The organism is Gemmatimonadota bacterium (genome assembly GCA_039715185.1).
GTDB lineage: Bacteria > Gemmatimonadota > Gemmatimonadetes > Longimicrobiales > RSA9 > DATHRK01.
Window position 1 is genome coordinate 1 of record JBDLIA010000090.1, and the last position, 12,606, is coordinate 12,606.

At 67.3% G+C, this 12,606-nt stretch carries 12 protein-coding genes and 1 tRNA gene; 4 read left to right on the forward strand and 9 right to left on the reverse strand.

Features of this window, described 5'->3' with window-relative positions; all coding sequences use genetic code 11:
- Positions 1-445: 445 nt before the first annotated feature.
- The 3 genes from ABFS34_13520 to ABFS34_13530 form a co-directional block, all read right to left on the reverse strand.
- Positions 446-518, reverse strand: a tRNA-Asn gene (locus tag ABFS34_13520).
- 63 nt (positions 519-581) lie between these two features.
- Positions 582-1,529: a cytochrome c gene (locus tag ABFS34_13525; protein MEN8376460.1), complete on the reverse strand. Its 948-nt coding sequence runs from the start codon at positions 1,527-1,529 to the stop codon at positions 582-584.
- 54 nt (positions 1,530-1,583) lie between these two features.
- Entirely contained in the window at positions 1,584-2,108 is a 525-nt protein-coding gene (locus ABFS34_13530; GenBank protein ID MEN8376461.1) for a hypothetical protein, read from the reverse strand.
- A gap of 204 nt (positions 2,109-2,312) precedes the next feature.
- Here ABFS34_13530 and ABFS34_13535 point away from each other — a divergent pair, with 204 nt between their 5' ends.
- Positions 2,313-3,998 (forward strand): formate--tetrahydrofolate ligase, encoded by a 1,686-nt coding sequence (locus ABFS34_13535; protein ID MEN8376462.1) that lies wholly within the window; start codon positions 2,313-2,315, stop codon positions 3,996-3,998.
- On the opposite strand, the gene ABFS34_13540 is transcribed toward ABFS34_13535, so the two are convergent.
- Positions 3,995-4,219 carry a hypothetical protein gene (locus tag ABFS34_13540; protein ID MEN8376463.1) on the reverse strand — a complete coding sequence of 75 codons (225 nt, stop codon included), beginning with the start codon at positions 4,217-4,219 and terminating at the stop codon, positions 3,995-3,997. The genes ABFS34_13535 and ABFS34_13540 overlap by 4 nt on opposite strands.
- Complete coding sequence (locus tag ABFS34_13545; GenBank protein ID MEN8376464.1) at positions 4,216-4,821, reverse strand: OsmC family protein; 606 nt, start codon at positions 4,819-4,821, stop codon at positions 4,216-4,218. Before ABFS34_13545 ends, ABFS34_13540 begins: the two co-directional genes overlap by 4 nt.
- Before the next feature lie 156 nt (positions 4,822-4,977).
- Here ABFS34_13545 and ABFS34_13550 point away from each other — a divergent pair, with 156 nt between their 5' ends.
- Positions 4,978-5,565, forward strand: coding sequence for a TetR/AcrR family transcriptional regulator (locus tag ABFS34_13550; protein MEN8376465.1), 588 nt, complete (start codon positions 4,978-4,980; stop codon positions 5,563-5,565).
- 109 nt (positions 5,566-5,674) lie between these two features.
- Here the strand turns inward: ABFS34_13550 and ABFS34_13555 are convergent, their stop codons facing one another.
- The 4 genes from ABFS34_13555 to ABFS34_13570 all read right to left on the reverse strand — a co-directional run bounded on the left by ABFS34_13555 (position 5,675) and on the right by ABFS34_13570 (position 9,820).
- Positions 5,675-6,229 (reverse strand): hypothetical protein, encoded by a 555-nt coding sequence (locus ABFS34_13555; GenBank protein ID MEN8376466.1) that lies wholly within the window; start codon positions 6,227-6,229, stop codon positions 5,675-5,677.
- Between the two features lie 363 nt (positions 6,230-6,592).
- Entirely contained in the window at positions 6,593-7,390 is a 798-nt protein-coding gene (locus tag ABFS34_13560) for a LytTR family DNA-binding domain-containing protein (protein ID MEN8376467.1), read from the reverse strand.
- The gene (locus ABFS34_13565) at positions 7,387-8,631 is read right to left on the reverse strand and encodes a histidine kinase (GenBank protein MEN8376468.1); all 1,245 of its coding nucleotides are present in this window, start codon (positions 8,629-8,631) and stop codon (positions 7,387-7,389) included. The genes ABFS34_13560 and ABFS34_13565 overlap by 4 nt, the downstream gene beginning before the upstream one ends.
- Positions 8,632-8,755: 124 nt before the next feature.
- On the reverse strand, positions 8,756-9,820 hold the full coding sequence (locus ABFS34_13570) for a hypothetical protein (GenBank protein ID MEN8376469.1): 1,065 nt from the start codon (positions 9,818-9,820) through the stop codon (positions 8,756-8,758).
- Between the two features lie 225 nt (positions 9,821-10,045).
- Here ABFS34_13570 and ABFS34_13575 point away from each other — a divergent pair, with 225 nt between their 5' ends.
- Together ABFS34_13575 and ABFS34_13580 are read left to right on the forward strand one after the other, a co-directional pair.
- Complete coding sequence (locus ABFS34_13575; GenBank protein MEN8376470.1) at positions 10,046-10,663, forward strand: thymidine kinase; 618 nt, start codon at positions 10,046-10,048, stop codon at positions 10,661-10,663.
- A 182-nt stretch (positions 10,664-10,845) separates the two neighbouring features.
- The coding region (locus ABFS34_13580) for an AAA family ATPase (GenBank protein ID MEN8376471.1) at positions 10,846-12,606 on the forward strand (1,761 nt) is incomplete at its 3' end.

Genomic DNA, 12,606 nt, shown 5'->3' on the forward strand with positions numbered 1-12,606 from the left:
CCGCGGAGATCTCCTCCGCTCTGCCGTGGATGTCGAGGTTGAGGTCGTGGTCGTCGATGGGGACGTCGGGCTGCGCCGGGGCAGCGGCTTCGCCTTCATCGACGGTCTTCTGGGCGGCTTTCGCGGCCGGTGTGAGGGACTGTGACATGCGGGCCATGGGAGCCTCCTAGGGGCAGCGGGTGGTGGGTCCGGCGGGTCCTCCAGGAGGTTGTTACGGCACACGGCGTGCCCACGAGTAGGCCAGTTGGAGCGGGTTCGAACTCGGCTGGCAGGCGGCAACATCGAGCCGGACCCAGGCGCGCGCGGCCCCGGCCGGCCGGGACAGGGATGACCCATGGGCCGGGACAGGGATGTCCCAGCCAAATCGGTTCAATGAAGGGCAAGCACCTCACGCCCCCCAAAAAAGAGGAAGTCGCCGCTCACGCGACGCCTCCCGATATGTAAGCTCCCGCGGCAGGACTCGAACCTGCGACACGGTGGTTAACAGCCACCTGCTCTACCAACTGAGCTACGCGGGATCAGGCCCCCGATGCTAATGCAAACGCCGCACCAGGTCAACGGATTTCGGCCCCGCGCGGGGCCTACTCGGCCCCCGCGATCTCGCTCATATGGGCGAAGATCGCCAGCAAGTCTTCGTCGTCCGAAAACACGGCGCTCAATGTCTCCCACGGCATGACTTCGGTGTCGGATACGACCCCGTTCGGCTTCACTCCCGTCCGGATGAACTCCACGAACTGTTCCGCGCGCCACGTCTCCCCCGCCAGGGTCAGTCCCGGCACTTCGAACTCTTCGTTCCCGCGCAGGTCGGCTCCGTGGCACAAGGCGCAGGTGATGGAGGCCAGGTACGCCCCGTACGCCGCGGTCGGGCCGCGCGCGGGGGCCTCGACCGGGCTCGCGATGGCCGGCTGGACGGCGAAGATCGGCGCCGGAATCGACATCAGAGCGCCCAGGACGTTGAGGCGCGCCGGAGGGGTGTCCTTTCCCTCGCTCTGTTGCCGCCGAAGGACCGTCACGAGCGCTCGCACGTGCGCGTCGCTCAGCTTTCCGAACGTCTCGGAAGGCATGATCAGGAGCGACCGCCCGGACCTGTGGACGCCCTCGCGGATGGCGCGGATGATCTCCCCGTCGGACCAGTCGCCGAGGTGCACGGGGGTCAGATTCGGAGCGTAGAACGTCCCTATCGGCGGGGCTTCATCCTCCGCGAGAAAGTCGTTCCCCACCAGCGGCAGCTCCTCGTCGGGCGAGTGACACCCCGCGCACAGTAGCAGGTACTTCTCGGCGAACGCCATCTCCTCGGAGGTCGGCTGTACGGCCACAGCCGAAGGTGGGTTGTCGTAGTTGCGGTTCAAAAGGTAGAAGCCGAATAGCGCCGCCCCCAGGGCCAGAAAGAAGATCAGAGTCGCCAGCGCCGAGAGCGGCGTGGCGGTCCACTTGAGCCACTTTCGGCTTGCGCGCCAGGATCGACGGGTCAGCCAGACGAAAAGAGACAGCAACGCGAGGAGCATGACAACGCCGAAGAAGTCGAACAAAGGACGCCTCCTGAGGTGGGCATGGAATCCGTTCGGCAACCTTCCAAGCTGTCCCTAACCCAGCAGCCAGTCCAGCATTTCCCGGACGACGTCGTGGACATCGTAGCCCTCGTCCCAAAGGCGCTCGAATCGCTCTTCGGCTCTCAGGATGGCGTGGTGGTGCGCGAGGATCCCGCACAGGGTGGGCACGGCGCCGGGGTGCGGCACGTCGAAACGGTGAGATCCCACTAGAACGGTGCCCGAGTCGGGACCGCCCGTTCGACGGAAGACCGAGAAGTCCGGATCCCACCGCACCATCCCCGCCGCCCGAACCTGGATCCGGCCGCTTCGCAGAACTCCACGAAGCCGCTCCAACTCGGCCTTCCGCCTGTCGTCGAACACCGCCGCACCGGGGGCGCCGGCGACCGTATCCACGTCCAGTCGCCCGAGCAGCAGTCGCACGCGCACTCGCGCCAGATCGCGCGCGCCGAAACGCAGCGCGGCGAGGCGGATCCGTGCGATCGCCAGGTCGGCCCGGTGCGACCGCGCGAGCAGCCGGCGCACCGTCCCGCGCACCGCGCGGGGGTCGTTGAGAAGCATCGAACTGGAGCTTGGCCGCCATCGCCGGGCGGTACCATGGGCGCCCGGGTCCAGGCACCCGTTCGGCCGGGGCTTTGCACGAAGGCGCCCGCCCCCCGACATTGTCGCCCGCCGCGCGGCCGCGGCCCTACCCTCGCCGCGCGGTGGAACAACGTCGCGACCGGGTGACCGGCACCAACGCACAAGACAGAACCCACGCACCGAATGCTGAGCGACATAGCGATCGCAACCGCCGCGGAAATGAAGCCCATCACCGAGATCGCCGCCAAGGTCGGCCTCTCGGAAACCGACCTGGAGTCCTACGGTCGCTACAAGGCCAAAGTCCCGCTCAGCGTGCTGGCGGAACGCGGCGGCGTGGGACCCAATCCCGACGCCGCCGGCAAGCTGGTCCTCGTCACGGGCGTGAGCCCAACGCCGGCCGGCGAGGGCAAGTCCACCGTGTCCGTGGGGCTTGCCGACGCTCTCACGCTGCGCGATCGCAAGGCCGTGCTGTGTCTCCGCGAACCTAGCCTGGGCCCCGTGTTCGGGATCAAGGGCGGCGCCGCGGGCGGTGGCTACTCCCAGGTCGTCCCCATGGACGACATCAACCTGCACTTCACCGGCGACTTCCACGCGATCACGTCGGCGCACGCGCTGCTGAGCGCGATGCTCGACAACCACCTGCACCGCAGGCTGGAGCCGGTGGTCGATCCGCGGCGGGTCACGTGGCGACGCGCGGTGGACATGAACGACCGCGCGCTGCGCGAGGTCGTGATCGGCCTGGGAGGGCCCATCCAGGGCACGCCGCGCGAGGAGGGCTTCAGCATCACCGCGGCGTCCGAGGTCATGGCGATCTTCTGCCTGGCGAGCGACCTGGATGACCTGAACGCGCGCCTCGGCCGGATCATGGTGGGATCGGGCTACGACCGCACGCCGGTACGCGCAGAGGCCATCGGAGCGCCCGGGGCGATGACCGTGCTGCTCAAGGACGCCGTGGCGCCCAACCTGGTACAGACGCTCGGCGGCACGCCTGCGTTCGTGCACGGCGGGCCTTTCGCCAACATCGCGCACGGCTGCAACTCCCTGATCGCCACGCGGGCTGGCCTGACCCTCGGCGACATCGTCGTCACGGAGGCCGGGTTCGGCGCCGACCTGGGGGCGGAGAAGTTCTTCGACATCAAATGCCGGATCGGCGAGCTGCGCCCGGACGCGGTCGTGATCGTGGCCACCGTCAGGGCCCTCAAGATGAACGGGGGAGCGGCGTTACAGACTATTCAACAGGAAGATGTCAACGCCTTGCGCCAGGGTGTGGACAACCTGATCGGTCACGTGGAGAACGTGCGGAAATTCGGCGTGCCGGCGGTGGTGGCGATCAACAAGTTCGCGACCGACACCGACGCCGAACTAGGGGTCATCCTGGACGCCTGCGAGGAGATAGGCGCGCGCGCCGCGGCGGCCAACGCGCACGGCCAGGGCGGCGAAGGCGTGCTGGACATAGCCGACATCGTGCTGGAGATGGTCGAGAACGGGGAGGCCGACTATCGGCCGCTCTATCCGCTCGACATGGGGCTCGCGGAGAAGATCGAGACGGTGGCGACGGAGATCTACGGAGCCGACGGCGTGGACTTCGTCGGCACCGCTGGCAAGGACATCGAGCGGCTGGAGGCGGCCGGGCTGCGCGAGGTGCCCGTTTGCGTCGCCAAGACGCAGTACTCCTTCACCGACGACCCCAAGAGGCTGGGCCGCCCAAAGGGCTTTCGCATCGGGGTCCGCGAAGTCACGCCGTCCGCCGGCGCCGGCTTCGTCGTAGCCAAGACCGGCGCCATCATGACCATGCCGGGGCTATCCGCGAAGCCGGCCGCGCTCAACATGCGCGTCATGCCGGACGGCAGCGTGGAGGGGCTCTTCTAGGGCCGCCTCACCGAGGCAAGGGTCGGCGCCTTGCCCTTCCGCCCCGGCCAGATCAGGACTGCCGCCGGGAGGGCGAAGGCCAGGGCGAGCGGGTTGCCCAGGGCGCCGCGTACCAGCTCCGGATGGAAGATTCCCCACGAGAAGGCCCCGTTCAACCCCACGGCGCCCAGGGTCCCGAGTGCGCCGAGCCAGAAGCGCTCCAGTGACGTGTAGTCGTTCATTTCTCAGCCTCCTTCACTTGGCTGGGCGACACCCGCACATCCACGTTCGCTCCCTGGGTGATCGTGCTGAACACGGGAGAGAACAGGGCCAGGCGCTTCAGCATGTCCATGTTCTCGGCGTCCGACTTCACCTTGAAGTTGACGCGGATATCCGTGTAGCCCCTCGGTACGTCGTTGGAGAGACCCAGGTAGCCGGTGAGGTCGATGTCGCCTTCCACCTCCGACTCGAGCTCGTAGATGTTGATTCCCCGCACCGCGGCGTGGGCGACCAGGCTCGTCGTGAGGCAGGCCACGAGGGCGTTGAGGAGGTGCTCGACCGGGTTGGGCGCGGAGTCACCGCCTGCCAGCAGCGCCGGCTCGTCCGCCTGGAGCTGGAACGCGCTCGCGTGGGGGATGTCCTGGCCCGCAGCGTAGAACTCAGTGATGGTCGTACGATTGAGGTTTCCGCCGATCCACGTGTTGCGCGCGCGGAACTTGGACCGCGCAAGGCTCGGGTCCGCCTCGATGGCGCCGAGCGTCTCGCGCAGCGCTTCCATCTCGATGCCGTTGACCGCTCCGGAGACCGTCGCGGGCTCGCGAGCGTCTGTGATCGCTTGTGACATGGTTTCCTCTCCTCGATAACGCGTTGGCCGTCGGCGGCCTCGCGCACTGCCTTGACGAGGTCGCTCCCTGTCGATATCTAACAGAGGTGTTAGTTATCGTCGTTCGTATCTAACAAGTCTGTTGGAAACACGCAAGCCTTGTGTCGAGGACGCACCATGCCGCGACCGAAGTCCTTCGATCCGGATGAGAAGCTCAGCGAGGCCATGGTCCTCTTCTGGGACCGCGGCTTCGTCGCGACGTCGATCCCGTTCCTGGAAGAGGAGCTGGGGATCAATCGCTTCAGCATCTACAGCACGTTCGGCAACAAGCGGGCGCTGTTCATCCAGGCGCTGGAGCGATACAAGCAAGGCCTCGTAGACAGGTTGATCGTGCCGCTCGAGCAAGGCGTGCAGGGAGCTTCCGACTTGCGGAGGTTCTTCGAGGAGTTTCGCACGCAGTTCACGGAGAGCCCGATTCCAGGGTGCCTGCTCAGCAACACCGCCACTGAGTTCGGAGACCGGGATCCGGAGATCGCACGGTTAGTGGAAGACTACTTCGGACGACTGGAAAAGGCGTTGTTCGCCGGCCTGTCGCGGGCATGGAAACTCGGCGAGCTCCGCGCCGACGAGGCGGACATTCGTACTCTGGCCCGGGTGGCACGAACGAGCATACAGGGGCTACTCGTTCAGCTCAGGCTCTCCGGAGGAGGGAGCCAGGCCGGGCCGACCCTGGCTGCTGTTGAGGAGGTGCTGCGGCTTACCTGACAAAAGCAGGGACCGGAGGCTCGCCGCGCCCGCCGCCACGCAGGTAACTGGCGATTGTTAGTGCCTCCGGCCCCACTGCTTTCGTCGGCCCTTCCGGGCCAAGACCGCTCTAGTCGGCCTTCTTGTATGTCCCCAGGAACACCTGATTCCAGGTTTCGCCTCCGTCCTGCGACACCTGCCACTTCTGCTCCACGCTGCCGTCGTCCGCGGGTGTCCAGGTGACCTTGTCGATCACGGGGCCGTTCTGCCCTTGCCGCTCGCCTGAGAGGACCATCGCTCCGTCCTCCAATTCGCCGGCCAGGTTCAGGATGAGGCCGTTTCCGCCGACCCAGCGCTGGTGCCAAGTGTTCGATGCGGGGTCGAAGTGATTCAGACTCTGTCCCGGGGTGCCGCCGCCTCCGATCCAGTGCTCGAGCATCGCGCAACCGTTGGAGATGCGCGTGATCGAGTTGGTGCCTGCCACGGCTCCGGCCGGGTTCGTGACCTGCCAGTCGCCGAGCCAGAAGTCGAACGCGCGGTAACCCTCGGCCGAACAACCCTGCCCGACCGGCCCATGCCCGTCCGGGTCCACCGGGGCGGGGGCCTCCTCCTGGGCGACCGCCGGCTGGCTCGCTCCGAGGAGGAGCGTCAGCGCGGTTGCCGCGGGTATCCACGTGCGTCCCATGGCCTCGGTCGACCTTTCGTCGAGGGCTGAACGACTCGATTCACCATCCCGCTCGAAAACTGAGGCATTCCGGGCGGGCGTGGAAGCAGGATGGGACGGTGCGTTGCCACGTCGGGGCGGAACGCGCGAGTGCGGTGCGGAGCGCGAGGGATCCACCGCTCCAGGAGGCCAGGATGCACGAAAGCCGCTTCTTGCGAAGCGACTTCCGAGGGTCGCGGGAGGCCAGGGTCCCGCGACGAAGAAGGGAAGCTGGGGGGCCTCAGGAGGAACCCGCCGTAGCGACGAAGACCGCCCCCACAACTTCCCTTCGCTTTCTGTAATCCGACAGATTACGACTCGGTTCCCGGTCGCGCGGGGAAAGCCTCAGGAAAGTGGCTTGAGGAGGTCGTCCCGGTAGCTACGACTGACCTTCAGGGACTCCCCATCGTGCAGTATGGCCACGTAGTCACCGCCCGCCCACGGCTGCACTTCGCGGATGCGGTCGACGTTGACGATCGTGGAGCGGTGGATGCGGATGAATCGCGTGGGGTCCAGCCGGTCCCCGAGTCCCGCCAGCGTCGCCCGAATGAGGTGGCTGGCCTTGCCGGCGTGCACGCGCACGTAGTTGCCGGCGCCCTCCAGCCAGTCGATTTCATCGACCGGGACGAAGCGGATGCGGTCGCGGTCGCGCACCATGATTCGCGACGCCCAGCGGGCATCACCGGCGTCGTCCCGCAGGGGCCCCGGGAGCTCTCGCAGAACCCCGTTCAGGGTCCGCGACAAGGCGGCGACGTCGGCCTGCCGTACACGCTGGATGGCGTGCCCCACGCTCGCCATGAAGCGCGCGTCGTCGAACGGCTTCAATACGTAGTCCGCGGCGTGGATCTCGAAGGCCTTCAGCGCGTGCTGGTCGTAGGCGGTGACGAATACGACCACCGGCATCCGCTCGACGCCGATCACTTCGATGACGTCGAAGCCGTCCATGCCGGGCATCTGCACGTCCAGGAAGACCAGGTCGGGGTCGAGCTGGCGGATGGCCTCCACGGCGCGCTCGCCGTCGCCGCATTCGGCCACGATGCGCACCTCGGGATGGTCCTCGAGGGCAATGCGGACGCAATCGCGCGCGAGTGGCTCGTCGTCCACGATGATCGCGCTAATGGTGGCGTGCCCTCCGTCGCTCATGCCCGCAGCGCCGCTCCCCCCCCGGAAAAGGGCTCGTAGGGCAGCACGAGGCGCACCAGCCCGCCGCCCTCGGGTGCCACGCCCAGGGAGAGGACGGCGCGCTCACCGTACAGCTCCGCCAGGCGCTCGCGCGTATTGGTCAGACCCACGCCGCCTTCGTTGCGCTCCATGTCCCCGCCATCGGCGTCGGTCGCTGCGGCCGCAACGGACGCCGCGCCGGGATCGGGTGTCCTCCCTCCATCGCCCTGGAAGCCCGCGCCGGAGTCGGCGACCTCGAGCACCAGCTCGCCGTTGCGCCGCTCCGCGCCCACCCGGATGCGGCCGGCTCCGAGCCGGGGCGCGATGCCATGACGCACCGCGTTCTCCACCAACGGCTGCAGGATGAGCGTCGGCACCATGCCATCCAGCGCGTTCCTGTCCACGTCCATTTCCACGCTGAGCCGATCGTGGAAACGCACCCGCTCGATCTCCAGGTAGACCCGCAGCAGCTCGAGTTCCTGCTCCAGCGGCACGCGGTGGTCTCCTCCGCGCTCGAGCGTCATGCGCAGCAGGTCACCCAGCCGCGCCAGCATGCGCACGGCGGCCTCGTTTTCGCTGCGGCGCACGAGCCCCGAGATGGCGTTCAGCGTGTTGAACAGGAAGTGCGGGTTGAGTTCGGTGCGGAGCGCGTTCAACCGCGCCTCGGTAAGGTGCGCGCGCATACGAGCGGCCCGCAGCTCTTCTTCCCGATAGCGCTTGTAGAACTCGAAGGCGTAGTACCCGCCGACCATGACCCAGTAGGTCGCCAGATTCACGACCAGGTACGTCCCGAGGAAACTCCGGTAGGTGCGCCACAGGCTGGCGATGACGAACGGGCCGTCGAGCGTCGTGGGCCGGCCCAGCGGGAAGACCAAGCCCCGATTGGCGGTCATGTAGAACAGCCAGCCAACCACCAGCGTGTGCACCGCGGCGACCGCGAACATGGCTCCGAAGTGCACGAAGGCGGCGCGGGCGGAGTGTCCGTCGTCGAACCTGAACTGGCGCGCCAGCCAGACGACAACCGGAGTCAGCGCGGCCCACATCAGCCACCACGGGATGTTGTTCACCAGGGCGGTGGACCAGGACGCCTCGCCGCCCGCCGTGGCCACGTTGACGTAGGCGTTGGTCGACTCGATCAAGCCGAAAATCAGCCAGAAGCCGAGCACGAGCAGCCGCTCGCGACGGCCAAGCTCGATGCCGGCGTTGGATTCGCGCGTGTTCATCGATCCAAACCTCCCCCTACCACCACCCCGATGGCAAGTGTGCTCGGACGGGGCCCCGCCCCGGCGGGCGAACGACAGGCGCCGGCGCTGTGCTCGATCCTCCGAAACGAGACCCCGCGCTGGCTCAGGCCGGCGCGTACTCCATCGTCAGCACGGTCTCCCACGTACTGCCGCCGTCCCTGGAGACTTCCCAGGTTTGCGTCGGGCCGCTTGCGCCCGGTGCGAAGGTCACGCGCACGTCGACGGTGCCCGATCTATGCGCCTCGGTGCCGGTCAACACGATGGCGTTGCCCACGAGCGCCCCCTCCAACTCGACGCGCTCCCCTTCGCTGTCCACGTAGATGCGGTGCCAGAGGCCGTCGCGCGGATCGAAGTACATGAAGGCGATGGACTCCAGGCCAGTCCCGCTGGAGAACTGCTCCTCGAACATACAGCCACGCAGATCCGTGGAGATCTCGGATGAGCCCACCTGAGCGTCATCTGCCATGACCGTCCACGACCCGACCAGGAAGTCGCCCGCGCGGTTTTGCCCCGCGAACTGGCCGGCGTCGCACGCGGTGGACTGGAACTCCGGCGCGGGAACGACGTTGTCGCTGAGCACGTAAATGCCCACGAAGGTGTTCGAGAAGCCGATCGCGGGCGCCTGCAGGATCCCGGTTTGCTGCACCTTGCCTGGTTCGAGCTCCTGCCACAGCCAAGTGTCCAGAAGCACGAGGTTTCCGGCCCGCCTCCTGTCGTCGGTCAGGCGCATTACGGTGCCATCGAAACTCCCCCGGGTCCGCAGATGCCCGCCGGGAAACTGGGTGACCCAGGACTGATTCCAGAGGCCGGTCTCTTTGTCGTAGGTGTTCAGGCTTCGGCCTCTACCGCCGCCTCCGCCCGTCCAGTTCTCCTGCACGAGACACCCGTCGAGCAGGTTGAGTATGATGTTCGTTCCGACCTGCGCGGTCTCCGCCTGATTGAACACGTTCCACTCGCCGACCCAGAAGTCGAACTGGCGATGGAGCGGCTCCATGCAGGGCTGTCCGGGGAACGAGCGATTGAACGCTCCCGCGCCGTAGACCGGCAGGTCCCAGCCCATGCTGTTGCCGACCAACGCCGCATCCGGGCCGTCCGGCACCGCCGTCGGTTCATCCGAGCAGGCAGCGAGTATCGAGAGGGCCATGACCGCCGCGATTGGGGACTTCAAGCTACGCATACAACCTCCAACTCCCGTTGTGCGGCGGCGGGCGGACACGGACGGCAGGCGTGCGCGTCCGCATGTAATCTGCTTTGCCGGGGAGTCAATGAGCGTGGTCGGAGACGCCGGCCGCGCCGCGCGGGGACCAGTCGCGCGGCGGCGGGTCGAGCCGCCGGTCGGGCCACTCGCCTCGCGCCCTGGCCCGGTGCCCCACGCCACCCTAGACTGCCCGCCATGTACCACGGGCGGCAGGACGGCTGGGTCGAGGTCGTCACCGGTGTGATGTTCAGCGGCAAGTCGGAAGAGGTGCTCCGGCGTGTGCGTCGTGCCTTGATCGCCGGCAAGGAGGTCCAGGTCTTCAAGTCCTGCCTGGACGACCGCTACGCGGGCATCGAGTCGGTCAGCTCGCACGACGGCCGCACCGTCCAAGCCGAACCCCTCCTGGACGCCACCGACCTCATGGCCAAGGTCCGTCCGGACACCGCGGTGGTGGCGGTGGACGAGGTCCAGTTCCTGGAAAAGGCCGTGGTGGAGGTCGCCAACGCCCTGGCCGATGCGGGCGTGCGCGTGATCATCGCCGGCACCGACATGGACTTTCGGGGGCAGCCGTTCGGACCCATCCCGCACCTGCTCGCCATAGCCGAGAAGATTGACAAGCTGCACGCGATCTGCGTGAAGTGCGGCGATCTGGCGACGCGCAATCAGCGACTGGTCGACGGCAGGCCGGCACCCGCGGAGGGCCCGACGGTCCTGGTCGGCGGGTTTGAGTCCTACGAGGCCCGCTGCCGCCGCTGCCACGAAGTACCGTCCGCGTGGCGGGATCAGACCGAGATGCTGGCGGGAGCTGGTTAGGCCGGAGTGGTCCCGGAGCCGTGCCTGCGTAGGCCGCCAACGCCCTTCCCCCGCACGCGTCCCAAGTTGCTATTGCGCGACCGCCGCCGGCGCGTCTCAATTCAGCCAACTCGCTGCGAGCCGCCCGGGTGGCCGACTTTGTTTGTGGTGTGGGGTGGCGGCCACGGAGAAAGAGCGCCGCCATGCCACGCATACGACTGCTGGGTGAAGTGGGCCTGTGGTCCGCCGACGAGCCGATCGTTCTCCGCTCGAGCAAGCAGCTCGCGCTCCTGGCACTGCTTGCCGAAGCCCACCCTCGTCCCCTCACGCGCAGGTACGTTCTGGACACGCTGTGGCCCGGCGTCGACCAGGACCGAAGCCGCCGGTCGCTCAACCAGGCCGTGTACGGGATCCGTCGGCGAGTCGGGGCCGAGCTCCTCAGGGTCCGACTGGACCTGCTCGCCCTGGAGGGCGCGGAATGGACCTGTGATCTCTGGGAGGTCGACGAGCTCGTCGCGCACGGAGCGCGCACGCGGACGCCGCTGCGACGGTTCGCGGAGAGCGGGCGTCTGCCGGAAACGCCCGGGTTCATCGACTGGGTCGACCGTAGCCGCGCCCGCGTAGACGCCCACATGGTGTCCGCGTACTGCGCGGAGCTGTCCAAGCTGATGGACAGGGGGCGCTTCGAGGATATCGAGCCGCTAGCCCGTGCAACCCTGGACATCGATCCCTACGCGGAGACCGCCCTCTACCACCTGGCAATGGCGGTCGCGGGATCCGGCCGCATCACGGCTGCGCTGGGGGAGCTGCGAGCAGCTCGCGACATCTTCCGCAAGGATCTGGGCCGTGAACTCCCTACGGCCTTCTCGACGCTGGAGGAGCGGCTCGAGTCGGCGGAGGCATTCGAGGCGATGCGGCGGCCCGAAGGAGAGGGCTCGTACCCCGCTCCGTTCGCCTTCGTGGGGAGAGAAGAAGAGTTTAGCGTCCTCCGCGCCGCCTGGGACCGCATAGAGGAGACCGGTCGCCGGATCATCCTCGTCAGCGGCGAGCCCGGCATCGGCAAGACCCGCTTGGTGGATCGCCTGGCTCGCCTGGTGTCCATTCAGGGTGGCCGAGTCCTCCAAGCTGAGTGCTTCGCCGCTCACAAACGCGTGCCGTTCGTGGCCCTTTCCCAGGCGCTGCGCGGGATCCGGCCGGAAGAGATAGCACAGCTAGACCTGATCTGGCGGCGAGTTCTCTTCTCGGCGTTCGCGCTCGAGGCGGCCGGAACGGACCTGGCTCCGCCGCCCCGCCTGGACCCCGAGGCCGAGCAGCTTCGCCTATTCGAATCGGTGGTCTATGCCGTCCAGGCCGCGGCTGCCCACCGGCCCGTCCTGTTCCTGATCGACGACCTTCAGTGGCTGGACCAGTCCAGCGTGGCCATCCTGCAGCATCTCCTTCGCCGCTGCGAGGAGGAGCCAGTCCTGTTCGTGTTCGCCGCGCGCGAGCGCGAGTTACGCGTGGACGACGAGCTGCGCGCGTTCGTGGCCAACAACCGGAGCATCCATTTCACGGACGTCGAACTGGACGTGCTGGACGAGGCAGCGAGCGAGGAGCTTGTGCGGACCACCCGGAGGGTCACGCAAGAGGCCAGTGCGGAGGAGGTTGCGTCGATCGCTGAGGCCTTGGGCGGTCATCCCTTCTTGATAACAGAAACAGCACGGAACTATCCCAGTGAAGACGGCGGTGGAATAACCTCAAAAGGACGCCGCCGGCCCAAGGTTACACAGACTCTCGACGACTTTTTTCACCAAATCTTTCTTCCGCTCACGAGACCAGCCAAAGAAATCGCGGTCACAATCGCCGTCTGGGGAGACAGTGCTCCGGCCGAAGACCTTGCGACACACCTTGCCATATCCCCTGCTCAACTCTCGGCAAGCATACGGGAACTCGAGGAGGCCGGAGTTCTGGCGAATCTAGGTACC

Excerpts from the sequence above, each read along its gene's own strand:
- ABFS34_13530 (MEN8376461.1), bottom strand. The coding sequence starts at position 2,108 with ATGCTTCTCAACGACCCCCGCGCGGTGCGCGGGACGGTGCGCCGGCTG.
- ABFS34_13535 (MEN8376462.1), top strand. The coding sequence starts at position 2,313 with ATGCTGAGCGACATAGCGATCGCAACCGCCGCGGAAATGAAGCCCATC.
- ABFS34_13540 (MEN8376463.1), bottom strand. The coding sequence starts at position 4,219 with ATGAACGACTACACGTCACTGGAGCGCTTCTGGCTCGGCGCACTCGGG.
- ABFS34_13545 (MEN8376464.1), bottom strand. The coding sequence starts at position 4,821 with ATGTCACAAGCGATCACAGACGCTCGCGAGCCCGCGACGGTCTCCGGA.
- ABFS34_13550 (MEN8376465.1), top strand. The coding sequence starts at position 4,978 with ATGCCGCGACCGAAGTCCTTCGATCCGGATGAGAAGCTCAGCGAGGCC.
- ABFS34_13555 (MEN8376466.1), bottom strand. The coding sequence starts at position 6,229 with ATGGGACGCACGTGGATACCCGCGGCAACCGCGCTGACGCTCCTCCTC.
- ABFS34_13560 (MEN8376467.1), bottom strand. The coding sequence starts at position 7,390 with ATGAGCGACGGAGGGCACGCCACCATTAGCGCGATCATCGTGGACGAC.
- ABFS34_13565 (MEN8376468.1), bottom strand. The coding sequence starts at position 8,631 with ATGAACACGCGCGAATCCAACGCCGGCATCGAGCTTGGCCGTCGCGAG.
- ABFS34_13575 (MEN8376470.1), top strand. The coding sequence starts at position 10,046 with ATGTACCACGGGCGGCAGGACGGCTGGGTCGAGGTCGTCACCGGTGTG.